24 protein-coding genes are annotated in these 23,896 nt (G+C 43.5%); 10 read left to right on the top strand and 14 right to left on the bottom strand.

What is annotated here, in order from left to right; translation table 11 throughout:
• Positions 1 to 45: 45 nt before the first annotated feature.
• From DBX26_RS16125 to pdhA, 4 genes are all read right to left on the bottom strand, one after another.
• Complete coding sequence (locus DBX26_RS16125; protein WP_118119958.1) at positions 46 to 1,707, bottom strand: electron transfer flavoprotein-ubiquinone oxidoreductase; 1,662 nt, start codon at positions 1,705 to 1,707, stop codon at positions 46 to 48.
• A 201-nt stretch (positions 1,708 to 1,908) separates the two neighbouring features.
• Positions 1,909 to 3,057, bottom strand: coding sequence for a dihydrolipoamide acetyltransferase family protein (locus DBX26_RS16130; RefSeq protein ID WP_162889733.1), 1,149 nt, complete (start codon positions 3,055 to 3,057; stop codon positions 1,909 to 1,911).
• Positions 3,054 to 4,037 (bottom strand): alpha-ketoacid dehydrogenase subunit beta, encoded by a 984-nt coding sequence (locus DBX26_RS16135; RefSeq protein ID WP_014234327.1) that lies wholly within the window; start codon positions 4,035 to 4,037, stop codon positions 3,054 to 3,056. The genes DBX26_RS16130 and DBX26_RS16135 overlap by 4 nt, the downstream gene beginning before the upstream one ends.
• Positions 4,030 to 5,124 (bottom strand): pyruvate dehydrogenase (acetyl-transferring) E1 component subunit alpha, encoded by a 1,095-nt coding sequence (gene pdhA / locus DBX26_RS16140; RefSeq protein ID WP_118119962.1) that lies wholly within the window; start codon positions 5,122 to 5,124, stop codon positions 4,030 to 4,032. The genes DBX26_RS16135 and pdhA overlap by 8 nt, the downstream gene beginning before the upstream one ends.
• Before the next feature lie 669 nt (positions 5,125 to 5,793).
• On the opposite strand from pdhA, the gene DBX26_RS16145 reads away from it, so the two are divergent.
• The 3 genes from DBX26_RS16145 to yegD all read left to right on the top strand — a co-directional run bounded on the left by DBX26_RS16145 (position 5,794) and on the right by yegD (position 8,273).
• Positions 5,794 to 6,114 (top strand): DOPA 4,5-dioxygenase family protein, encoded by a 321-nt coding sequence (locus tag DBX26_RS16145; RefSeq protein ID WP_014234325.1) that lies wholly within the window; start codon positions 5,794 to 5,796, stop codon positions 6,112 to 6,114.
• 107 nt (positions 6,115 to 6,221) lie between these two features.
• Positions 6,222 to 6,848 (top strand): hypothetical protein, encoded by a 627-nt coding sequence (locus DBX26_RS16150; protein WP_118119964.1) that lies wholly within the window; start codon positions 6,222 to 6,224, stop codon positions 6,846 to 6,848.
• Between the two features lie 72 nt (positions 6,849 to 6,920).
• Positions 6,921 to 8,273 (top strand): molecular chaperone, encoded by a 1,353-nt coding sequence (gene yegD / locus DBX26_RS16155; protein ID WP_118119965.1) that lies wholly within the window; start codon positions 6,921 to 6,923, stop codon positions 8,271 to 8,273.
• Positions 8,274 to 8,337: 64 nt separating this feature from the next.
• Here the strand turns inward: yegD and DBX26_RS16160 are convergent, their stop codons facing one another.
• Positions 8,338 to 8,811: a copper chaperone PCu(A)C gene (locus tag DBX26_RS16160; RefSeq protein ID WP_118119967.1), complete on the bottom strand. Its 474-nt coding sequence runs from the start codon at positions 8,809 to 8,811 to the stop codon at positions 8,338 to 8,340.
• 89 nt (positions 8,812 to 8,900) lie between these two features.
• Entirely contained in the window at positions 8,901 to 9,362 is a 462-nt protein-coding gene (locus DBX26_RS16165; RefSeq protein WP_118119969.1) for a hypothetical protein, read from the bottom strand.
• Between the two features lie 382 nt (positions 9,363 to 9,744).
• Here DBX26_RS16165 and DBX26_RS16170 point away from each other — a divergent pair, with 382 nt between their 5' ends.
• On the top strand, positions 9,745 to 10,797 hold the full coding sequence (locus DBX26_RS16170; RefSeq protein WP_118119971.1) for a Preprotein translocase subunit SecY: 1,053 nt from the start codon (positions 9,745 to 9,747) through the stop codon (positions 10,795 to 10,797).
• Between the two features lie 65 nt (positions 10,798 to 10,862).
• On the opposite strand, the gene DBX26_RS16175 is transcribed toward DBX26_RS16170, so the two are convergent.
• Positions 10,863 to 11,147: a hypothetical protein gene (locus tag DBX26_RS16175; RefSeq protein ID WP_014234319.1), complete on the bottom strand. Its 285-nt coding sequence runs from the start codon at positions 11,145 to 11,147 to the stop codon at positions 10,863 to 10,865.
• Positions 11,148 to 11,305: 158 nt separating this feature from the next.
• On the opposite strand from DBX26_RS16175, the gene DBX26_RS16180 reads away from it, so the two are divergent.
• Positions 11,306 to 12,235 (top strand): SRPBCC family protein, encoded by a 930-nt coding sequence (locus DBX26_RS16180; protein WP_118119973.1) that lies wholly within the window; start codon positions 11,306 to 11,308, stop codon positions 12,233 to 12,235.
• 442 nt (positions 12,236 to 12,677) lie between these two features.
• Here DBX26_RS16180 and DBX26_RS16190 read toward each other — a convergent pair whose 3' ends face one another.
• Positions 12,678 to 13,931 carry an aromatic amino acid transport family protein gene (locus DBX26_RS16190; protein ID WP_118119975.1) on the bottom strand — a complete coding sequence of 418 codons (1,254 nt, stop codon included), beginning with the start codon at positions 13,929 to 13,931 and terminating at the stop codon, positions 12,678 to 12,680.
• Between the two features lie 818 nt (positions 13,932 to 14,749).
• On the opposite strand from DBX26_RS16190, the gene DBX26_RS16195 reads away from it, so the two are divergent.
• A complete protein-coding gene (locus DBX26_RS16195; RefSeq protein WP_118119977.1) occupies positions 14,750 to 15,703 on the top strand; it encodes a glycosyl transferase family protein in 954 nt (317 codons plus the stop codon).
• Positions 15,704 to 15,802: 99 nt separating this feature from the next.
• Here the strand turns inward: DBX26_RS16195 and DBX26_RS16200 are convergent, their stop codons facing one another.
• Complete coding sequence (locus tag DBX26_RS16200; protein WP_014234314.1) at positions 15,803 to 16,801, bottom strand: branched-chain amino acid aminotransferase; 999 nt, start codon at positions 16,799 to 16,801, stop codon at positions 15,803 to 15,805.
• Between the two features lie 455 nt (positions 16,802 to 17,256).
• On the opposite strand from DBX26_RS16200, the gene DBX26_RS16205 reads away from it, so the two are divergent.
• Positions 17,257 to 18,828 (top strand): DUF2235 domain-containing protein, encoded by a 1,572-nt coding sequence (locus DBX26_RS16205; protein WP_118119979.1) that lies wholly within the window; start codon positions 17,257 to 17,259, stop codon positions 18,826 to 18,828.
• 412 nt (positions 18,829 to 19,240) lie between these two features.
• The gene (locus DBX26_RS16210; protein WP_118119981.1) at positions 19,241 to 19,984 is read left to right on the top strand and encodes a peptidoglycan-binding protein; all 744 of its coding nucleotides are present in this window, start codon (positions 19,241 to 19,243) and stop codon (positions 19,982 to 19,984) included.
• A 95-nt stretch (positions 19,985 to 20,079) separates the two neighbouring features.
• On the opposite strand, the gene DBX26_RS16215 is transcribed toward DBX26_RS16210, so the two are convergent.
• Together DBX26_RS16215 and DBX26_RS16220 are read right to left on the bottom strand one after the other, a co-directional pair.
• Entirely contained in the window at positions 20,080 to 20,490 is a 411-nt protein-coding gene (locus DBX26_RS16215; protein ID WP_118119983.1) for a PPC domain-containing DNA-binding protein, read from the bottom strand.
• Position 20,491: 1 nt separating this feature from the next.
• The gene (locus tag DBX26_RS16220) at positions 20,492 to 21,067 is read right to left on the bottom strand and encodes a TetR/AcrR family transcriptional regulator (RefSeq protein ID WP_065301213.1); all 576 of its coding nucleotides are present in this window, start codon (positions 21,065 to 21,067) and stop codon (positions 20,492 to 20,494) included.
• Positions 21,068 to 21,209: 142 nt separating this feature from the next.
• Between DBX26_RS16220 and DBX26_RS16225 the strand changes: the two genes are divergently transcribed.
• Together DBX26_RS16225 and DBX26_RS16230 are read left to right on the top strand one after the other, a co-directional pair.
• Positions 21,210 to 21,824 carry a glutathione S-transferase gene (locus DBX26_RS16225; RefSeq protein ID WP_014234309.1) on the top strand — a complete coding sequence of 205 codons (615 nt, stop codon included), beginning with the start codon at positions 21,210 to 21,212 and terminating at the stop codon, positions 21,822 to 21,824.
• A gap of 241 nt (positions 21,825 to 22,065) precedes the next feature.
• Positions 22,066 to 22,329, top strand: coding sequence for a hypothetical protein (locus tag DBX26_RS16230; protein WP_014234308.1), 264 nt, complete (start codon positions 22,066 to 22,068; stop codon positions 22,327 to 22,329).
• A 168-nt stretch (positions 22,330 to 22,497) separates the two neighbouring features.
• Here the strand turns inward: DBX26_RS16230 and DBX26_RS16235 are convergent, their stop codons facing one another.
• The 3 genes from DBX26_RS16235 to DBX26_RS16245 are packed head-to-tail and all read right to left on the bottom strand — an operon-like array spanning position 22,498 to position 23,614.
• Positions 22,498 to 22,689 (bottom strand): hypothetical protein, encoded by a 192-nt coding sequence (locus DBX26_RS16235; protein ID WP_014234307.1) that lies wholly within the window; start codon positions 22,687 to 22,689, stop codon positions 22,498 to 22,500.
• 25 nt (positions 22,690 to 22,714) lie between these two features.
• Complete coding sequence (locus DBX26_RS16240; RefSeq protein WP_014234306.1) at positions 22,715 to 23,062, bottom strand: Hpt domain-containing protein; 348 nt, start codon at positions 23,060 to 23,062, stop codon at positions 22,715 to 22,717.
• Between the two features lie 30 nt (positions 23,063 to 23,092).
• A complete protein-coding gene (locus DBX26_RS16245) occupies positions 23,093 to 23,614 on the bottom strand; it encodes a hypothetical protein (RefSeq protein ID WP_254063598.1) in 522 nt (173 codons plus the stop codon).
• Positions 23,615 to 23,896: the final 282 nt, after the last annotated feature.

A 23,896-nucleotide genomic window follows, 5' to 3' on the forward strand; every position in this document is an offset into this window, starting at 1 on the left:
TAAACGTTTTCCGTGCTTAAAGCTTAGACCACTCATCAGATGAGGTTACATATTCTGATAATTCGGGCCGCCTCCGCCTTCTGGCGTTTTCCAAGCAATATTTTGGAATGGATCCTTAATATCGCAGGTTTTACAGTGAACACAGTTTGACGAGTTGATCTGAAATGTGGTTTTTCCATCGACTTCAATCACTTCGTAAACCCCAGCGGGACAGTATCGCTGACTCGGTTCATCAAACATCCCAAGGTTCACATCTATCGGAATGTGTGGGAATGTGAGAACGAGATGACATGGTTGATTTTCTTCGTGTTGTGTCCCCGACAAAAAAACGGAAGAGGGCTTATCAAAACTGATTTTTCCGTCCGGTTTAGGGTAGTGAATAGGATGACATTCACTGGTTGGCTTGAGTTGTTCGTGATCATGCGAATTATCTCGAACTTTCCATGGCAATGGCTTGTTAAACAGTGGTCGCCAAACATTATGCTCAAAGGTAGAAAGCGCACCTCCTAGCAGACTGCCAAACTTGTGAATATTTGCGCCGAAGTTGCGTGTCTCGACAAGCTCATCATACAACCATGACCCTTCAAATAGCGTTTGGTAATCAGGCTCGACTGAAGCCTTTTGTATCGCTTTGTCGATAGCTTCTGCTGCCAACAAGCCAGATTTCATCGCCGTATGACTGCCTTTGATCTTGGCGACGTTCAATGTACCAGCATCACAGCCAATCAAAAGTCCGCCGGGAAACTGTTGTTTAGGAAGTGAAGAAAAGCCGCCTTTCGCCAGTGCTCTGGCTCCGTAGGCAACACGCTGAGCATCTTTGAGTTGCTTCTTAATCGCTGGATGGTGTTTAAAGCGCTGGAACTCATCAAATGGACTTAAGTAGGTATTGTAGTAGTTAAGGTCGACGATAAGCCCGACAGCAATTTGATTGTCTTCCATGTGGTAAACAAATCCGCCACCGGTCGTTTTCGTTTCACTCAACGGCCAGCCAACGGAGTGAATAACTTTCCCTGCTCGTTCCGCATCGCCATCAGGTAATTGCCAAATTTCCTTTATACCCAACGCGTAATGCTGTGGCTGTTTTCCTGAGTCCAAGCCAAACCGACTGATGAGCTCTTTACCTAAATGTCCACGGCAGCCTTCGGAGAATACTGTGTATTTTGCTTTTAATTCGATGCCCGCTTCAAAGTTAGCTTTTTGGTTCCCGTTTTTATCCAGTCCCATATCACCAGTCGTAATGCCTGTAACAGCACCGGATTGGTCGTAATTGATGCTCGCTGCTGCAAAACCCGGAAAAATCTCAACCCCAAGCTCTTCAGCCTGTTTTGCCAACCAACGGCAAAGGTTTCCGAGGCTAATTATGTAGTTGCTTGCATCGTTGTGCATCGGCTTCGGAGTAAGAGCATTAGGTACTTTGACATGGTTAAGTGATGTCGTTAGATAGAGAAAATCATCGCTTGTCACGGACGTGGACAGTGGCGCTTCCATAGTTTGCCAATCAGGAAAAAGTTCATCCAGAGCACGAGTTTCAAATACGGCCCCTGAGAGAATATGGGCTCCGACTTCGGATCCTTTTTCTACCACACAAATAGATAGCGGATTGTCTCGGCGCTGCTGATTCATCTGAGCCAAACGACAAGCGGTACTTAAACCAGCAGGACCGGCACCTACGATCACGACGTCAAACTCCATAATTTCTCGTTCCATATCTCTCTGTCCTTTGATCAAGCTGAACTATGTTATTGTCATATAAAGAACTATAGCTCAGTTAACGTAAACGTGATTGAACGTGTTTGCTTATGTCAGAACGAACGTGACAGGAAAGACCGGGGCAGGTTTCTAAGGTGTATATCAAAAGCAAAAACAAAAAAGGCTTCCATCAAGGAAGCCTTTGAGATCATATCAAAGCTAGTTTCCACTTGGCCTTTGCAAATGCTCCGCAAGTACTTTGGTAAACCTTGCCGCTTCACCACCAGTACATGCACGGTGGTCAAAAGTGATGGATAACGGCATAACTTTAACCGCGACCGCTTTTCCGTTTCTTATCACAACGCGCTCGATGATACGGCCAGCGCCGACAATCGCGACTTGTGGCGGAGAAACGACTGGCGTAGCAAAAATACCGCCGATTGCGCCAAAGTTAGACAAAGTAATCGTGGCGTGTTGTAAATCTTCACGATTGATCTTTCTTTCGCGAATGCCTTCTACAGTTTGGTCGAGCCAGCGACGGACGTCTTTTGACTCATACTCATCGGCATGACGAAGAACGGGTACGTACAGGCCATGACGACTATCCACAGCAACGCCGAGGTTTACAGTGGTATGAACACAGCGCGTCATGGTTTCTTCGTCGAACCAAGCGTTTAGGGCTGGCTCTTCCTGGCAAGCATGAACGATAGCCTGAACAAGACGAATACTGATGTCTTCACCTACAGTCCAGTTTTCCAACAAGGCTTCTTCGGTGATAGTAACGGCTGCAACATTTTTGTGTGACTCTGCCATAGCAGAGACCATGGTTCGGCGGGCGCCTTTCAGCACCTCGGTGCCCGGACGTTGCTTGCCAGCTTCATCGTAGATATCAGAATCGATTATCAAGCCGTTTGGACCACTGCCAGAAACCGCGTTTAAATCTACCCCCAGTTTCTTCGCTAATAGTCGAGCTGAAGGCAGGGCGGTGATCAAATTATTGTTGGATGTACCGTCGCTACTGCCAACCCAAAAGTCATCGACATTCACGTTTTGAGTTTGGTGCGACACATTACCGACCACAGTAGCCGCGTCTGCAGTTTGCCTTTTCTCAGCGGAGACATGATGCTCTGCACCGCTCTCATCGATTTCGAGAAGTAAGGCACCAATGTTGACGATATCGCCTTCTTCACCGTGGCGACTGACCACTCTGCCGGAATAAGGCGCCGGAACATCGACTGTTGCTTTGGCTGTTTCGACAGTAAGGATCACCTGATCAACTTCGACCATGTCACCCACATTCACGTGCCATTTTACAATTTCTGACTCAGCGAGGCCCTCGCCGAGATCGGGTAAGTTAAACGTCTTCATTTCCAATCCTCCACGAGTTCACGCGCTGCGTTCACAATGTCTTCTTCCTGAACCATAAAATAATCTTCGTTACGATAGTAAGGCATGATGGTATCCATTCCGGTAACCCGTTTCGGTGGCGCTTTTAATAAGCACATGGCGTGTTCGGCGGTGCGAGCTAAAAGCTCAGAACCAACACCACAAGTTTTACTTGCTTCGTGAACCACGAGCAGGCGACCGGTTTTCTCCAATGAGCGGAAGATGGTAGTGGTATCAATTGGTTTGATGCTGGCTAAATCCAGTACTTCGACTTCGATACCCTGTTTCGACAATGTTTGAGCTGCTTGTAATGACTCAACAACACAAGCGCCCCACGTAACTAAGGTGATGTCTCGACCTTTGCGTAACGTAAAACAAGTGTCCAGAGGTAATGCTTCACCATTATCAACCACTTCCGATTTTACGGTGCGATAGATTCTTTTTGGTTCAAAGAACATGACCGGGTCATTACTGCGGATAGCAGCAAGTAATAATCCGTAGGCGCGCTGAGGTGATGATGGGACGATGACTTTCAGCCCAGGTGTGTGGGCAAACAATGCTTCCACACTTTCTGAGTGATGCTCTGGCGCGTGAATACCACCACCAAATGGGGCACGGAATACGGCTGGGCAGGTGAGTCGACCGCGAGTTCGGTTTCTCATTCGAGCGGCATGGCACATTAAATGTTCCATCGCCGGGAAGACAAATCCCTGAAATTGAAACTCTGCGACCGGGCGCAACCCTTGTGTTGCCATCCCGACTGCAACGCCACCAATCAAGGCTTCGGCTAGTGGCGTATCAATCACTCGTTTCAAACCGAATTTCTGTTTGAGGTTTACCGTAGCTCGGAATACGCCGCCGTTTTCACCGACGTCTTCTCCCAGCACGACCACGTTTGGATCATGTTCCATTTCATGATGCAGCGCGAGGTTTACTGCTTCAACTAAAGTCAATTCAGCCATGTTTGCCTCCCTGCATGCGCATTGCTTTATTGATGAGTTCATCTCTTTGAGTATGAAGTTCTTGAGGAAGAGACTCATAAAGGTAATCAAACCCTGATTCAGGCGCTTGACTAGGCATATTCAGGTAACGTTTCACTGCTAATTCAACTTGTTGTTTGCACTCTTCGAGCCATTGTTTATCTTGTTCTTCGCTCCAGGCATCTTGGTTGATCAAGAAAGTTTTGAGTCGACGAACGGGCTCAAATTGCCATGCAGTCTGAACATCATCTTCGTTACGATAGCGGGTAGCATCGTCGGCGGTTGTATGGTCGCTGAGGCGATAGCTTACCGCTTCTATAAGTGTTGCACCTTTACCTTTGCGGGCTCTTTCTAGCGCGGTCATAGTGGCGTCGAAGACTGCGACTACGTCATTACCATCGACGGTAATGCCTGGAATACCAGCCCCTTTTGCTTTTTCAGATAAAAACTCAGCGGCACATTGAAGGCTGCGAGGTACGGAAATCGCCCATTGGTTATTGTTAACAACAAACACGAGAGGAATGTTCCAAGCACCAGCACAGTTAATGGACTCGAGGAAATCGCCTTTGGAAGTACCACCGTCACCACACATGACAAGCGCTGCCTCATGGTTGCCCTGAATTTTCAGTGCCGAAGCGACCCCAACGGCGTGGGTACACTGTGTGGCAATTGGGACACAAAATGGCAGGTCCCGACTTGGTATCGGGCTACCTTCTGGTGCGAAATCGCTACCGCGTTCATCACCGCCCCAGTATTGCAGGTTCTTTTCCATACCAATACCACGGCACCACATAGCAGGCATGTCGCGATAGTAAGGAACGAAGACGTCATCGGCTTTTAGTGCACGACCGACAGCGATCCCAATAGCTTCAGAGCCAAGATGCGAAGGGTAGGTCCCTAATTTCCCTGTGCGTTGCAAAGCAACAGCTTTATTATCATAGGTACGCGTTAATACCATATCACGGTAAAAACCGACCAATGTTTCTACGTCAGCCCAGTTGGGTAGTTGGCCGACTAGGTTCCCATGATGGTCGATAAACCGATGCATGGGTAATGCCTGAACGTTCATCTCAAGCTCCTTTTGACGCTGCGGGTCTTTTGGACTGCAGCTGTTCATTATCAAACCAAAGTTTGTATGGGTACTCAAACTTTGGCATCAGCGTAAAAGGTTATGCCTCAGGCTGCGTTTGTTTATGACCGTTATAATCCTTTCAGTCATTTATTGATTAACAATGTCGTGTTTGGGTAAAACACAAGGCATTGTTAATACTGATACGTAACGCCTAACCCTTTTAGTCATACCAATCCGAGTAATTGTCTAATCACTGGGTTTGGTAATTCATCTTGGTATAACCAGACATCATAAGTGTAAACAAATTGTTAAAAAATGCTTTATTTTAACAATTATTCAACAGTAAAGTTTTGCTTACACCCCTGATATGCAGAGTAATATGCTGGTTTTTTCGTTCTGTAACGTCGAAATCTGAATCTAATCACTAGTTATTGGGAACTATTTGCAACAAAATTAGGCTGTAAAATTTAACAAACTGGGCCATTATTATTGAATCTCGACGGTTAAGATGATGGGAAAAAGATAATTTCTTCCCTATAGAATGGAATCAAGGTAGTGTTGCGGCACATTGAAGCCGTTTCTATTCCAACCACTTGCGTAAGTAAGTGAGACGATTACTAAGACAGCATTACCTAAACTTAAGGTAGAGTGCATCATGGAGAAGTTATGTATCGCGCCCACGTTTATTTTCCATTGCGACAGCAAGATAAAGCTCAAGCGTTAAATGAGATCATTCGTCAGGAACGTCAGGATGTTCTCAGAGTTTGTCCTTTAGTCGGTCGTTTACAAGGCCCACATAAAATGCCGATGTTCGAGATACACCTAGAAACGCTGAGCGAAGAATTTATCGCTTGGTTAGATGTGATTCGCGGTGATTTCTCTGTACTGATCCGTCCGGTGAGTGAGCGAGAGCTACTCGATTACACGGAGCATGCTATTTGGCTTGGTCGAGAGTTAGGTGTATTCGAAGAAAAATTGAATCAATAGTGACAAAGCAAACTGTTGTTCATTGATGAGTAAATAATAACAAGGAAGTGCAGTTTACGTTCCAACGCCAAAGGCAGTGAAATCGACAAAATGAAAAGGGGAAGGGTATGCTGACAATACTCCTGGTCGCACTTGCACTGTATATTTTTTGGTTATTGTTTCGTAATGGCCCTGCATTTGACGAGCCAGTTCCTGCCAGAGAGCGAAGTTGGGTTGGCCCGACAGACAACGACGAAGAGTGGCAAGGTTACCGTAACGAAGTATTCCAGCCATTCAGTTCCCAAACCTCCTTTTATGCTATCGCCTATTTCGCTAACTTTGTTTCAGCGGCTAACGCGATTTCCTGGTCAACCGTGTATGAGGGGGAATACCCCTTCATCATCAGCCGATTTGGCAGCTACTTTGCCATTAATACCTACGACTCGTTACTGGTGGCTGGATTTGTGGCGCTGGCCGTCTTTGTGATTAACTGGCAACTTGCGATGCATTGCGCAGGTATTCTCAGCCAATACCTGGTTCGTATTCTGATCATCAATCGAGCCCGCTTTGTGGCGGTAAGTTTGGTGTTCTGTAGCTACTTTGCTTATCTGCTCACCGTGGGCATTTTTTGGCTTTTCCATGATAGCTATTCCATTTGGCATGGGTTAAAGCTGACTCCGGTCTTCTTATTGTTAGCTTTCATTGTCGTTGTCGCTCTGCCATCTGCGAAAAAAGATCCTGAACAAAAACAATAACACGCTGTACAGTAGCAATTCATTCAGTGTTGAGTTAGCATTGCCGACCTTTTTTAGTCAGTGGGAGGATCCATGTTTATCGGCTTTGACTATGGCACTGCAAACTGTTCAGTGGCAAAAATGGAATCAGGTGAGCCAGTATTGCTCAAGCTTGAAGAGAGTAATTATTTCATTCCTTCCACGCTAGCGGCTCCGACGCGTGAATCGGTATCTGAGCATCTATTTCGACATCGAAATATTAAACCGTTCGATCAGGTCGGAGAGCAAGTACTTCGCCGCGCAATCAACTTAAATCGCGAAGAGAGCATTGAACTGGAACCCGAGGATATCGATTTTGGCCAAGCGGCACTGAATCGCTATTTAGAAGATCCTCGTGACATTTACTATGTTAAATCGCCAAAGTCATTCCTTGGGGCGTCAGGTCTACGTGACGTGCAACTCGCCTTTTTTGAAGACTTGGTTTGCGCCATGATGGATAACATCAAATCGCAGGCAGAAAATGACGCTCAACAAACGATTACGGATGCGGTGATTGGCCGTCCGATTAACTTTCATGGCCGTGGCGGTGAAAAGGCCAATATCCAGGCGGAAGGCATTCTTTTAAAGGCAGCGAAACGCGCTGGATTTAACAACGTAGAGTTTCAATTTGAGCCTGTCGCAGCGGGTTTAGAATACGAAGCGACACTTACCGAAGATAAGACGATCCTAGTGGTCGATATCGGTGGTGGTACAACCGACTGTTCACTGATTCAAATGGGTCCGTCATGGTCTGGTAAAGCAGACAGAACCGCGAGCTTGCTGGCACACAGCGGTCAGCGTGTTGGCGGTAATGATTTGGATATTGCGATTGCGTTTAAGCAACTGATGTTCCCGTTTGGCATGGAAAGCAAAATGGAATCGGGCATCGTGATGCCGACGACTCAGTTCTGGAACCCAATCGCGATTAATAACGTCGAAGCGCAGAATGACTTTTATTCCCGTGACAACCTTGGAGCGTTAAAGCTGCTTCATAAGCAGGCGCAGGAACCGGAAAAGCTTAAGCGTCTGCTTGAGGTTTATCATGAGTCTTTGGGCTATAACATTGTTCGTCGTGCTGAAGAGGCGAAAGTAGCGCTTTCTGATGATGCTTCGTATCGCGCAGGTATTAACTTGTTGTCCGAGCTTATCGAAGTGGACGTAAAGCGTGAAGAAATGATTGATGCTATTCAGTCACCAAAAAATAAGATGACCGCATTGGTCACCGAAGCCGTCGAGCAAGCTGGTGTTAAACCGGACGCGATCTTTATGACGGGTGGTTCTGCACGTTCACCTATTTTACGCGATGCCGTGCAGTCGGTACTGCCGAATATTCCAGTGGTTAGCGGTAATTACTTTGGTTCGGTCACTGCGGGTCTGGCTCGTTGGGCCGAAGTGTGCTTTAAGTAATCGACAGTCCGAAAAGAGCCCGACCAATTGGTCGGGCTCTTTGTATTTATAAACCAGTTAGCGATTAATGGTTCATATGCTTTTCCATATGACCTTTATTTTCGACAGCTATCTCTACGTCTACTTTACCTGCGTTTTTAAACGTTAACGTCATAGGGAAGCGGTCACCTTCTTTTAGCGTCTGATTCGGGTTAAAAATCATCAGGTGGAAGCTTCCTGGTTCCAGTGCGACCGTACCTTTTGCTGGTACGCTAATCTCGCTAACCTTCACCATCTTCATCACGCCATCTTCCATAATGTGGTTATGAAGTTCGATGCGCGCCGCAATTGGGCTTTGTGCCGCGATCAATGCGTCTTCTTTTTCACCGTGGTTGTTGAGTTGTAAGAACCCGCCAATAACAGGAGCATTAGGTGGTGCTTCACGGCTCCATGGGTGATCAATATGAATCTGACCCGCTTCATATTCGTGAGCAAGGCTGACTGGGCTCATAACGAGAGCTGCAAAAGTAATAGCAAGGGTTTTAATTTGTTTAAGCATGGGTATTTTTCCTTTTGAATATAATGACTGCCCTGACCAAACGTAGGTGAGGGATTTTGTTGTTTTTAACCTGATTACTTTTTAGGAATTCAGGCTGGAAAAATACAAGGTGGAGATTGTTTTGGGGCGAGATGCTTGTAAACCAATCTTCCGGAAAGCGTAAAATGATAGGGAATCAGTGCGTGTTTAACACGTCGGAACCAATGGGTAGTGCCTAAGTAAAGCCCAATAGCACACAGCATGAAAAACTGCACGGCTTGAAGCAAAGGACACTCAAACTGAAAACCTTCGTGTAAGTTAAGGTCATGGATAACTGGTGAAGCGTCTTGGTTATTAGCCGCAATCAGCGTGTCGATGTCGACCCATTTAAAACCGTCCGCAGTACAAAGCAGTACTTTTTCGTTTTGAACTTCGCTTAACCAGTTTGTGTTATGCACATTTCTTGGGTTAAGTACCGCAGTCGAAGCGAGATAGAGTTGAAACAGCACAGCGAAGATGACCGTCAAAGCGGCTACGCGTTGCGTTCTCTGCGATGTCTGAGTCATTTCCATGTGGCTTTTTTAATTGTTGTCTTTTGGCGCAGGATACTAACAAATATCCCTGAAAATGTAATGGTAAGATAGATAAAAGGTGATTCAACTGTATTTTATTTGTGTCTCGCTGGTGGGGCGAGGGTGTGAATAAGCGTTACCATTAGCCTAAATCTGTATTTAATCCTTTGTCAGTACAGGGCTTGCGATAATTGGTTGGTGAATTAGCGTGCTGGATTTGCGGGATATCAATTCAAAATGAGCATCTATTCTGCACTTGTTTACCATTAACGCAAATATGACAGTAATTTAATACAGGATACGGTATTCTCTCCCACCTTTGTTATATCCCTGAGCGTGTCTTAGTAAATTATTGGCCGCGCAATCTTAAGAAATTTCTCCAATGAAATACGAACAACAGATCGAGTTTCGATACCCTAAAGGTCGTTTTGCCATGGTGAGTGTTTACGCATTCACGGGAGCGGCGATATTAGCATCGACCATTTTTTCTCTTTTGCTGTTTTTGTCTATAGACGAAAACCCGATGATGCAGACCTTGTTTGGTGGTCTGGCTATCATATTCGAAGCCGGTAAGTTCTATGCCTGGTATGAGTACGGTGAACGTCGCGCTCACAGAAACTATCCCGGTGCGATTACCGCATTGGTGTTTTACTCTGTGCTCGCTGCTATCTCTATTGGCGGCAGTGTCGGTGGCATAAACAGCGCGACCAATAGTGCACAAAGTCATATATCAGTTGAACAAGCAAAAGTAGACGCCTTCAACCGACAGATTGAAGCTATCGACAAACAGATCGAGCTTAACAATATTGCTGCTCAGAAATATATCGAGATGGAACGTATTGCCACAGGTGTTACGCGAATTCAGGAGCAAAACAAAACACTGCGCGAAGAGCAGCAAAAACTGGCTATGGAGCGTGACAGCTTACCGCCAGTAACTCAAGGTTCAGTCATCGGATTGATCGACAGTCTTGCGAAAGCGTTTGGTACGAGCTCTCAGCATGCTCAGCTTGGGCTGGTCGTATTCTTATCCATCCTTCTCGACTTTTTTGCCGCGTTCTTTGTAGGCTTAATTGGTGAAGAACAACGTTTTCGTTACTTCTACCGTCGTTACGATGGGATTAGGCTAGAACGTATTCGAGATATCGAACCAGAGCCTGCGGGCTACCTTCCTCACATTAAAGAAGAACAAGAGCCAGTGGTGCAAGAAGAAAAAGTTGAACCGCAAGCACCAGAGGAGCCTAAGCCTTTGATAGAACAAGTGAGTGATGCGCTCCGATCGCATCAGATTACTTGCACTAAAAAAGCGGTGGCTAAGGAATTTAGGCTTTCTGCTGAAGAAGTAGACAAGGTGTTTGAAACGCTTGCAGAGCAGGGGCTTGTCGGTAAAAAAGCGAATCACCATTACCACTGGATTGGTGAAAAAGAAGCGGCATAGCGCGCAATCTGAATGGTAAAAAAGAGCGTCAATTGACGCTCTTTTGCTATCTATACTCGAGAGAACTAATCTTTCGTCAACTTTTTAGTCACGTCTTTTACCGTTGTCTTTTCTTTTTCTGGTGTCACCGCATCAACGGCTTTTCCTGCAATCCCGTCATCCGGAACCTTATCAGCTGCTGTATCTTTTAATGCTTCTTTAGGTGTACAGCGCCCACCAACACCAACCACTGCTTTCGTCGCTGCGGCTTTTGCTGCCTTGCCAGCGTCACAATCTGGGTCAAGGACACCCGCATAGGTCGCTGTTGAACCGAACAGGAGGATCAGCAGAGCTAAATTACATTTCTTCATCATTGTCACCGTAGGGGTTAAACATACTTAAAGTGTAATTGAGTTATGTGAGTTTGTTAGTCTGGAAAATCGTTCTGCTTCTAACATACAGTGAAACCAGTAAAAACCAGAATTTGAAGTAGACTGAATAGAGCGAAATAGAAACTCAAGGAGTCAGTATGCTTTCATATTTGGTCAGCAGAAGTATTGAAATCGAAAAGTCTCAAAAGGAAATTATCGACTATCTAAAGGATTTTAAGAACTGGCCAGAATGGTCTCCGTGGGTCATTCTCGAACCGAGCTGTGAACTCACTTATCTTGGGGACCAAGGGCATGTAGGAGCGGCGTACGAGTGGAATGGGCAGCGCATAGGTTCTGGCTCTATTGTGTTAGAAAGTACCCAAGAGCACCGATTGGATATGGAGTTGCACTTTTTCCGACCGATGAAAAGTCACGGTAAGGTCACTCTGATAGTGACGCCGTCACAAAAAGGGTGTTTGGTTGAATGGCAATTGCATTCTTCGACTCCGTGGAATCGATTTTTTCTTAAAAGTGTATTTAAGTCGATGCTCGAAATGGATTTTGACCGCGGGCTCAAAATGCTCAAAAGCCAATTAGAAACTGGGAAAGTGTTGTCAGAACTTGTTGAAATAGCTAATCGCAAACAACCAGCCATTCATTACGTTGGCATATCAGGTTCTGGAACGATCCTCGAGTTGGGCGAAATCATCAGCGATCACATGAGTCGATTGAAAGAAATGGTCGCCGTTGAAAATGTGTCCGTGAATGGTCCCATGTTTTGTTATTACCTCTCCATGGATATGAAGCTTGGCCGATTCGAGTTTGTCACCTGTTTACCTGTCGACAGTCCAACTTCAGTACCAGAAGGGTTTGTTTCAGGGACAATTCCAGAGTGTGATACTTTTGTCGTTGAGCACTGGGGAGAATATCGACTACTGGGTAATGCCTGGGCGATGGCAATGAACTTAACGCGCAGCAGCGGGGTTAAAGTGAAAAGTAAACCCCTTGGAATCGAGCGTTACTTAAATAGCCCTGATGAGGTTGAGCAAGCGAATTTAAAAACTGAGGTGATACTTTTCGAAAGGTGAGGTTTTACTAACACTTTGATAGATAGAGTGAAGATGTCTTTTATTGTTATCCGTAGGCAATGTTTGCTTCGTTATTTAATGTGAACCAAAGCACAAAGAAAGGCTCTATTACCAAAGTTACAACTTACTGTAATAAATATTTAATATAGGTATGAGTTGTAAAAAAACTTTAGTTTAGACATAGTGTTATTAAGTCGTTAAGAAACGGCTTTAAACCGCAAAAAGGAGCTTGCCTATGCACAACGAAATGATTCAACCTTCACACTTCGGTATTATCGGCCGTACTTGCATTGCCTCAATCATCATGATTGCAGGTGTTTTCACTCTTCTTTAACAGAGCTGTAGATTCTAAACTTCTACATAGAAAACGACGCAAAATTCAGGGAATTACCTTAGATGTTTACAAGGTATTCCCCTGAACTCCCATCTAGTTCAACTTCTGTTAGCCCACCAAGCTAAAAATCAAAGCACTCACCGCGACAATACCTGTCACTAAGACAAAATAAGTAGATAGCTTACCGCGATAATCTTTTAATGATTCAATCTTATACACAGCCATCATTGGCATAATGAATAAAATCATTGCGATAACTGGGCCGGAAAGGGCTTCCATCATACCAAGAATGCTCGGGTTCATGATCGCTGCTATCCAAATCGAAATAAACAGCACAACCACACTAACTTTATCTGCTCGGTGTTGAGGTAGGTTTGAATTTTTCGTCAGTAACCCGTTCAGGCTTTCTCTTGCGCCCAAAAAATGGCCTAGGAAAGAGGAAGTGATCGCAACAAAAGCGACCAAAGGCCCCAGCGTTGCAATGAATGGGTTATCAGTCGCATTGGCCAAATAAGACAACACGGATACGTTTTGCGCTTTCGCTTCAGTCAATTGCTGCGGAGAAAGGGACAAAACGCATGAAAAGACAAACAGCAGTACAAACGCGATCAGCATGACGCTTGTGCGGCGGAGAATTAGCTCGGATTTGAAGTCGGCGTCTTTTCCGTAGTGGCGTCGTTGCACGTTGGCGAAGCTTGATATCGCTGCTGCGTGGCTAAAAGAGAAAATGACCACAGGTACGGCTAACCACATGGTGTTTGCAAACGACCCCATTTCTGGCGCGTTTAACATTGGCATCGTCCAGTTGGGCATCAAATAGAATGATAGGAAAGCAAGGATAGCGACTAACGGGTAAACCATAACCGCAAAAGCACGCAACATTACTTTCTCTCCAGCCATCATAATCGCAATCAAGCCAAAAACGAGAACACCAGAAAGAAGAGGACGGGGAATGGACGCCATGCCAGCCTGATTCACCATAAAACTATCAACGGTATTGGTAATGCCTACGCCATAGATCAGTAGAATTGGAAAAATAGACAGAAAATACAGCAATGAAATCGCACGTCCCGCTTTTGCGCCAAAGTGCTCTTCTACCACATCCGTAAAGTCGGCATTTTTAATTTTTGAAGATAAGACAAATCGAGCCAACCCTCGATGGGCAAGATAAGTCATAGGAAAGGCGAGTATCGCCATACTTACTAGAGGCCAAAAGCCACCAATACCTAAGTTGATTGGAAGGAATAAAATACCAGCACCGACCGCAGTGCCAAATAGGCTAAGCACCCAATGTGTATCGTGTTTAGACCATGATGTAGTGTTTAACTCACTATAACCTAAGGTTTTTTGAGACTCTTTCACTGAGGAATTGCCTTCTTATAAATAATAATGTGGCAGATGGTATATTTTTTAGTGGTTGTTATCACATTGGAAAGGTGGTGAATCATACTGTAAAAAAGGCAAATTCATAAATTTTCAAACCATGAATATTTCAAAAAAGCAGTTTTTTATGTAGGTTTTGGGTTTTATAATTAGTTGTAAATACCTTTTTTGTTCATTTTTTTGGGATTTGATTTTGTGCTTTAATTTTGAACATCAAGGAATGATCTGTGGTAATGCCTTCATTTAGAGGATGAGCGTGACGGCTAATCTACAACAGCACATCCGTCTAAAACCCGAGAAGTAGACCAGGTTGTGAGCGTATGAGCAATTCTGCACGATAATGAGTGCCATTTGCACTCAATCAGTGCGCAGTAATTTAAAGGATACTTATAAGAAAATCTTCAACGTGTTGTTATTTAAGGTTTTTAAAAGTTGGCACTTAGATTGCAATACTATAAATGTTCATCGTTAACTCGATGCACCGCTCTCCTTAGCAGGCGGAGATGCGGGATAGGGTATTACTTTTGTTAAATGTACTAACAGCGTTTAAGGCAGTGCAGCCTCTCTCGGTTCGAGAGAGGTTTTTTTTTGCTTGTCGCATCGTTCGGTATCATTGCTGACATTGTTATCCGCATCTAATTTGTGAGTGAAACAATCATATATTTGGCGAAGTTGCTGAGTCAGCTCGAAAGGTCAACAAACCCTGAGGTATACGTCTAGCATTGATTGTAATGAGAAACGTGGTACAACTACGTTTATTATTTTTAAGACATTAAAAGCCGATAATAAGAGGGAATATGAGCAGTATTTTGGAATGTATCCGCACGGCAGGACGCGGAGAGCGAGGCAGAAAACCTCTGAACTTTGATCAGGCCTTCCAAGTAATGGATGAATACTTAAATGGTGAGTTTGACGATGACCAGATGGCGATGCTTTTAATGCTCATCCGAGTACAAAACGAAACTCAGCAAGAAATCGCAGGCTTTGTGAAAGCATTTCAGTCTCGTATGCCTGCAATAGGCGCAGATATTGATTGGCCTTGCTATGCAGGCAAACGTCAAGCAGCAGGGCAGCCATGGCACCTTCTATCAGCAAAAATCCTTTCAAATAACGGCTATAAAGTTTTGATGCATGGCTATCATGATCGCCAGTCTGGACGTCGTCATGCAGAAGATTACCTAAACAAGCTTAACATTCAAAAAGCGCAATCAACGGAAGAAGCGAAACGAATCCTGGAGACAGAAAATATTGTCTACCTTCCTTTAAGCGTCTTTGCGCCTCGAGCTGAAAAGATGATTGGCTGGAAAAATCGTTATGGATTGAGAACGCCGATTAACACGGTTGTTCGCGCATTAAACCCTGGTCAAGCGACAATTGGAATTCGTGGCAGTTTTCACCCTGGTTTCCAGCAGCTTCATGCAGAAGTCGAGCATGAAATTGGACAGACGCGTCATGCAGTTGTTTCGTTCAAAGGTCAATCTGGTGAATCGGAATATAACCCTAAAGTCAGCCAAACCGTTTGGTTGAGCCAAACCAGTGGCGTTACTTCGCACTACTGGACTGAGCAAATGATTTCTGAAGTGCCTCTGCCTTCTTCTTGCCTGTTTGAGACATCAGAGCAAGATTTAACACAAATGGCAAATACGGTGATTGCAACAATGGCGGTTGTACTATTCGCTGAAATGCAAGACCGAGAAAAAGCTTACGAACGAGCTTTTTCGATGTGGGAGAGTTATGTTCAACAAGCGTAACGAATAACGTTTTGCCGGATAGATTAAGCAGATACAAAAATGCGCTATTTTCATAGCGCATTTTCATTATTGCATTATTGGCTTACAGCGAATCTACCATCAGGCAATCTTAGTCAACCAGTTATGAGTATCTGGCGCTTTACCCCATTGGATATCGTTCAGTGCTTGGCGCAATTTTTTCGCCGCTGGGCCAGCTTCACCAGTACCAACTTTAAAATCTTGACCGTTGTGGATAAGCGTACCGACAGAAGTTAGTACCGCTGCAGTGCCTGAAAGCATTGCTTCAACGCCCGGTTTAGCGGCGCGCTCAAGTAGCTCTTCCACAGAGACTTCGCGTTCTGTAACGGTCATACCTAGATCTTTAGCAATCGTTAGGATACTAGAGCGTGTTACACCGTGTAAGAAGCTTGAATCTAGGGCTTTAGTAATGATCTCGTTACCATCAACCAACAGGAAGTTTGCAGCACCTGTTTCTGTAATGTAGCCGTTTGGACAGAAAAGTACTTGGTCTGCCTGGTATTTTGATTTTGCTTCTAAAGTTGGTGCTAATGCACTCGCGTAGTTACCACCACTTTTGATCATACCCATGTGTGGCGCACAACGTTGGCCGGTTTCGTCTAGCAGTAGACGTAAGGCGTGGGCACCGCCAGAGAAATAGTCACCTACTGGAGAAAGTAGGATATATAGCATTGATGAGATTGAAGGTGCTGCTGCTTTACCAACGGCTGCCTCTGTACCAATGTGAGTTGGACGAATGTACATTGAGCCTGGAGGCAAAGGCACTTCAGATGAGAACTCAGACACAATATCAACAATCATTTTTGATACTTGTTCTTTATCAATCTCAGGTAGCGAGAGTAGCTGACTACTTTGAGCAAAACGCTCGACGTTTTGATCCATTCGAAAAACGTGTACGCTGCCATCTTCGTGACGGAATGCTTTCAGACCTTCAAAGCAAGTGCTTGAGTAATGCAATACGTGAGCGCCGGGATGAAGTGAAATACTGTCTGATGTAACGATCTGTGTGTCAGACCATTGATTATTTTCAAATGTTGCTAATGCCATCCTAGGCATAAACTCAGTACCAAAAGCCGCCATTATGACTCCTTTCTTATTCAAATTATCAAGCAGATAGCTCTGCCTTGTTCAATATGCGTGTTTGCATTATATGTTTTTCAACTTTGTGCGTTAACAAACAAGTAACGATTGTATGCGTTCTGGAGTGCTAAGACTTAGAGCAGAGTGGCATAAATTAGCATAAAGATAGTTTCAATCAGAATGTTATCTGTATCGCACAAAGTTAGTTTGTAAAACCATGATGAATGGAAAATGTGATAACAGCAAGCAGAATGTCGCATGCGATACGGATAGATATTAAATTACCTCGATCTCGGGTTAATCAAAGCTGAACCACCCAAAATTCATATTCTGGTATTGCTTCCTTATCACCCATTCAGGTGATTTTTGAGTGATTGAATTCCTCGTCGCAAGATAAGCTTATTAATAGATCTATAGTTAAGTCGGTTCCCCTATAAAAAGTAAGGAGAAGGCTTATGGGATCGTTTCTCATTTTTAATTTCGACGGAACAGGCAATGAACCGGAAGATGCGAAGCAAGAGGTAAAATATAAAGCGAAACAAGAAGATGACAACATCAGTAATGTTCTCAAGCTTCATTTGATGATGGGAGGTAATCTTTTCCTGAGCGGAGAGCAATATGGACAATGTGATCAAAACACCGTCGATCATTGCTTTTATTATCAGGGTGTTGGTACAAATGGTAGTTGGGTCAAACGCGCAATAAATCAAGGGTTAGCGTTGGAGAGCTGCGATGTGGCTTCGATACTTAACAAAGCCAAAGCCGATTTTAATAAACACTATAAACAAGGCGATATTGTGCTAGCCACTGGGTTTTCTCGCGGGGCGGCATTGGCACGCCGTTTCGTTGGTCTGATAGCGAAAGAGCATCCTAGCGTGACCGATAACACCAAGCCATTCGTTTTTCTCTGCGTGTTTGATACGGTCGCAAGCATTGGGTTACCCAACTTGAGTACCGCAAGCAGACCTGACTATGATGTTGTATTTGAATATGGATGCACCTTATCACACATCGTCAAACAAGCGATCCATATGGTTAGCCTGGATGATAAACGTCGGGCATTTCAGCCAACTTTAATGAACCACGATCCGAAGAGGATCCATGAAATTTGGTTTGCTGGTGCACATTCGGACGTTGGTGGTGGCTATTACCGCGACGGTCTGTCGGACATTACGCTAAGTCACGCGATGAAATGGCTTGAGTATATGACCAGATATCATTCTCTCCCTGCAATTCAGTTTAAATTTCCGAGCCAAGCCGATATCGACAGGGCTTGTCCAAAGAGACTAAAAGGGATGATCGGCCTTGATGATTTACAGCGAAATCCAAATTCTTTAGGAAAAAACCACCAGCAAGATAGGTGGCCAATCATTGATTGGGTGACTTTAGATGATCGACGTTGTTGCGTGATCGATAGAGATAAAATCAATGATGATTTGTATCCTGTCATTCATTACGCTGTTGCGGAGCGCTTACATCGGGATGACGACTACCGTCCTAAGTCTCTAATGAATAAACGCCATTATCTTTGGTATGACTTTATCAATCCTCCTGTGGACTGCCCTAGCTATACACAGCACATTCATTATGCAGCGGTGAACTGGGAAGAGTTGAGCGTCTCTCAATCGGTTGAGCGTATGATCGACGCTGACCGATTTTACAACTTTACCGGCATAGTGGTTAAACAAGGAGAGGAGTACGAGATTTCGGTTCGAGAAGGAGATAGCTGGCATGATGGAAAAGAGATCAGTTGTGACGGAGATGGTTGGAACTTAAACCATGTACAACTGGGATTAGCTGAGCTGCCGATTCGAGCGATGAAAGGATTACGTAGAGTGCCGAGTTCTGACTGGTTTACGCTTTGTGCAGTGGTTGATAGTGATGACGATAGCGCAAGAGCGGTTGGACAGAGGGGCGTTTATCGAGTTACCAAAACAGGGGAGTTGCAGTTCTTTGCAAACGATCTGAAGTTTAAGTACGGCAATAACAGTGGCAGCCTTCGAGTTCGAATAGAAAGAATTAAATAAATTATCTGAATTTATACGCGAAAACGCCATAGGGCTCAGATGCTTATATTTGATTGGTGGTAAATGAGTCCTATTGCTGATTTTTTAGATAAAAGTATTCAAGTTTGAACAGTTAACATTAACATTAATTTTTTAAATGTTTCATCCCTCTTTATTTATCAGTATGTTGTTACTTATTTCATGGTAATTACATAGCCGCACAATTAACAATGCGTACTACCAGGTCAGGCATTTTTCTTAAATGAGTTATTAATCATCACTGGTCAATGCGTTATTTATATGCATTTTTATTTATATAAATATCAACAATTGATCTAGAATAGTAGATACCATTTCCTTATTACTTAGTTAAATATATTTAAGCTGTTTACTTTTAAATACATTTCTAGTTAGGTACTAGAGGGTTAATACAATGAAAATTACAGAGTTGTTAACCATTAAAACGCCACTTCCCGTCAGTGAATTAGTTGAAAAACAAGTAGAAGAGTTACAAAAGGCGCTATGTATTCTCGGCTACCCGGTAGGTACAGTCGATGGACTCATAGGGCCTAAAACTCGCAACGCATGGGCCGAGTTCAAAACCGATGAACTACCAGGAAACCCTGGCCTAATCGGCAAGGAGTCGATTGAGCGTTTACAAGTGAGGTTAGATGGCATTACCGCAAATGATACTTATGACTTTACTTGTAGAGAAGGCGTGATAGACGCAATCAAACATGAATGTGTAGAGCAAGGCTTAGTACTCGACACACAGAAAGCATACGTACTCGCGACAACTCAGTGGGAAACCAATCAAACGTTCATGCCTGTTCGTGAAGCCTATTGGCTTAGCGAAAACTGGCGAAAGAAAAATCTCAGATATTTTCCGTTTTACGGTAGGGGATTTGTACAACTTACTTGGAAGAATAACTACGAGAAGTATTCACAGTTACTGGATATAGATATGACTAATCAACCAGATATTGCCATGCAGCCTAATATTGCTTTATTTGTTCTTATACATGGTTTTAAAACCGGCACCTTCACTGGTAGAAAAATATCTGATTATATTAATGATAATAATACAGACTTCATTGGTGCAAGACGGTGTATTAATGGCTCTGATAGAGCTCATGAAATATCCGAGATTGCAAAGGGCTTTCTAAGGAAGTTTTAATTAAACAAATCAAATCGGCAACTTATTGATTGGGCGATGAAATTATTAAAATAAATATTATCGTCCCATTATACTTACTTTGTCAGGTATATTACTTAATTAGTTGAAGTAGTGTTTACCTGTAATTCTGTATATCCGGTGCTTTCATCCATCTCACGGCTAAAGGTGAGTTTAGGGTAACTATGGATGATTAACTCAGCTGTCGTATCTATGATTGTGCCTTCCATTAAGTGTCCACCCCAAACGTGCCCGTGCTCATCGGAAAGCGAAATATGTACATGTTGATGCTCGGGTGTCAACGTACCCATTACCGATACAATTTCTAAAGATTCTTGTTTGATTAAAGTTGATTTGGCACCCGCGAGACGAAGCTGGAGTTGTGACACACAGCCGACGCAAGAAGCGATTGAGCCTGCTTTAATGCCTTGTTCCAGCACAATCTGCGCGAGGCATTGTTTAAGATCCATGCCTTTGGTTAGCCTAACTACGATGATGTTTAATGACATATTATTTCCTTATTAAGGTGAGTAAACACGATAACGCTGTGTCTAAATCGTCATAACGCTTGGCCTTACCAAGTACCCGCATTCCTTGCATATTGTTGAGAATAAAACAGGCTAGTTCTTTTGGTTTGAGCGTTTTAGGAATTAATGTTTCCCTTTGTGCGTTTTTTATTGCTTCAGTCATGATTTCGATGAGATGGTCAAACAAAAAGTGCCCCATACGTAATACATCGTTATCTTCACCAGCGTGTTCTACCAACGCATTTTGAACAAAACATCCGTAGCTACTTTTGCGCTGTAGTTTGGCAAAAGACGTCAAAAACGCTTCGATTTCACGCAGGGAAGCGTCATCTTTACTCAAATTCTCCAGAGAGGGTAACGAGACTTTTTTCAGGTATGCGTCTAACGCCTCGTAATAAAGCTGCTGTTTGTCGCCATAGGTATTGTAAAGGCTGAAACGGTTAATGTTCAGCTCGTCTGTGAGATCGGAGATAGAGGTATTTGAAAAACCTTTGCGCCAGAACAGGTTCATGGCGACCAAGAGCTTCTCATCTCGGTCAAAGTTAGCTTTTCTTGCCATATAGGTACCCACTTAAAAATCGTTGCTTTGATAGATTTTTCAATCTTATGAAGTGACGAGTAATTATATTCTTGACTGATCGTTTATAAACTGGCTACAGTATAACCTAACCGAACAGTTAGATAAAGGAATAGGGTGTTACATGAAGCTATATGAAACCGCGATGACGCCAAGTTGCAAGCGCGTTAACATTTTTCTTAAAGAAATCGGTGGAGATGTCGAACGAGTCGCAATAAATGTACGTGACGGCGATAACCTTACGGATTCTTTCAAACAAAAGAGTGTGAATGGAAAAGTTCCGGTTTTAGAGTTCGATGACGGCACCACAATTTGTGAAAGTGTGGCGATTTGTCGCTATTTCGATGAAGAGTTCAGTAACGATCTCAACTTATTTGGTGGAAATCAACGTGAACGTGCTCAGGTTGAAATGTGGCATCGTGTTGTTGAGTTTCAGGGGCTATACGCAGCATTTCAGGCATTCCGTAACATCAGCGCTATCTATAAGGATCGCGAAAACTGCGTAAAAGAGTGGGGCGAGGAGTCAAAATCTCGCGTATTGGAATTTTTACCGGTTTTGGATAAACGTTTAGCGGAAAGTGAGTTTATCGCGACTGATCGATTTACTATTGTAGATATTACTGGTTACCTGTTCGTTGGATTTGCAATTAATGCACTTCAGATTGATGTGCTTTCAACGGCTCCAAATATCGCTCGTTGGTTTGAGAAAATCTCAGCTCGAGAAGCCTTTCAAAGCTAAAATACGCTGATCGTCATCGGGTCATAGAAAGCAGTAAGGATAAAGTGGATCTTGCTGCTTTTGACTTCTATGGTATGAAACACGTTCAAATTGTTGAGTATTTCTCTTCTTTTGTAGTCACTCACCTATAATTAAATGTGTCACTGCTAGATTCGCTTTCTGAACGTATAGAATCCCTTGTTCAGGGGGCGTTGAGCATGGGCTTTAATTGGTAAAGTGCGATAGAGACAAGGAGAGGTTTATGCATATTCAACCTAAAACCATCAATAATGTCCTGATTGCAATGTTGATGATTTCTATCTTCGGATTGATTGCAATGTATAACAACAATACCCAGCAGAATCAGGAGATTGAACAGCTGCGTGGTCAACTGATTGAGAAAGAAAATCAGATTGTTGTCTCTAACGAAGCGTTATCGTATACGCGTTACCAACATCAGTTATTAGCAGAAGATTACAATCGCTATAGAGATGAGCAATCAATGAGTAACGTGTTAAGCCAGTAAACCAAAGGTTCTATTGAGGGGAAGGGGAATCACTTTGGATTGCTGTGGGAGCGTATAACACTTAACTCGTTCTATTGTTTCGCACAAACATGTCTAACCTGATAAAAAATCTAAAAACCAAGTAAAGCGTTTCTGCTCTACCTGGTTCCTAGCGCTGACGAGCTGTCACTATTTTGATTCTGTTGTTTGTGTTGGAGTAAGCAAAGCTGCCAACTCTTCTTGTGTAAGTAAATCATCAGTTCTGAACATACCGTTTTCGTCATCTAACGACATTTTTGTTCGGCTAATGAGGTACCTTTTCTGAGTTGGCGTTAAATCTTTGAGTGAATCAATAAGCTCTCTAAAGTTGCTGCTGTTCATTGCCATATATCCCCCCGCTTTAAGCCTATACAGATTTGCCATTCATATTGTCTAAGTAAGCAAAAATCTGCTGATTAATCGTTAATAGCTCCCTATTAACTATAGTGATATCTGACACATCTGGTGCAATATTGTTGCGTGTATCCTCTTCAATTTCTTGTAATGCTGTGACGGCGGTGTCTTCGCCGAAGCTTTCTAGTACTCCTTTTAAGCTTTGCGCTAACAAGTGTAGTTCCGGCCAATTTTCATTGGCATATAACTCATTAATGCGTTCCAACCCATTAACGTGTTCTTCTAAGTAGGTCGAAAACACGGTGATAATGATCTCTACATCGTTATCCATAGCTTTGTTTAACACGTCAAAATTGATCATTTATTAATCCCTGTAAAGAATACGTTGGTTCTATGATGCAGGCAGTCGATTGGTGTAAAAATCCGCGAGATAGCTTTCTAACCAATGAGAACAGTTAGGAGGTATTGCTCGTTGTACTAAGTGTTTGACTCTATGATCGTTTGATGCGTTTGTTACTTCGGCGGTATCAATTGAACTCAGTTTGGGTGTTTGCCCAACTGAATACGTGTGCTTTTTCAGAGTAAAAAGAAGTTTCTGACGCCGATTCCACGATGCTGATTGTTGTTGTGGAATGCTTTGAGCCAGTTTAACTGAGGGGTGTTCAAGTATCTTAGCGTCAGAAGATTGGAATAAAATACAGTATAAACAGGGTAATGCAGAGTCGAGATGAAAAGAGAAGAAAACGAAGCTCCCTTGTGCACTTATTTCACAAGTTGGATTTGATGCCTTTGCACCTAATGGGATGAGTTGGTTAACCATCAAAATTGAAGTCGTTAAACATTGATCAACGACTAACACATTCATCCCATCAAGTGCGACTTCACCCTCAGTCAATGTACGTTTTCCTTGCATAGTATTACTTTTAAACTAGTAACCTGAATAGATAAATTCAAGGTGGCAAGGGTAAAACAAGATATCGCCCAAACTTTAAGGTCTTTCGTATGGTTAAGCGTAGTTGCTTAATGTGATCTAATAGAAAATTCTAGATTTGGTTTGAATATTCTACGCAACAAGCAGATTTGAGGTGATAAGTCGTCGGTCGTTAAATTGGGTGGAAGGCGTAGATCAGAAAGATTAGTCTAAGCGCTTTTTAAGCATTTCGAAGAGCAACGTGGTTTCGAAACACAAAAAAAT

Origin of the sequence: Vibrio sp. dhg (genome assembly GCF_003443775.1) — a bacterium.
Taxonomy (GTDB): Bacteria; Pseudomonadota; Gammaproteobacteria; order Enterobacterales; family Vibrionaceae; genus Vibrio; species Vibrio natriegens.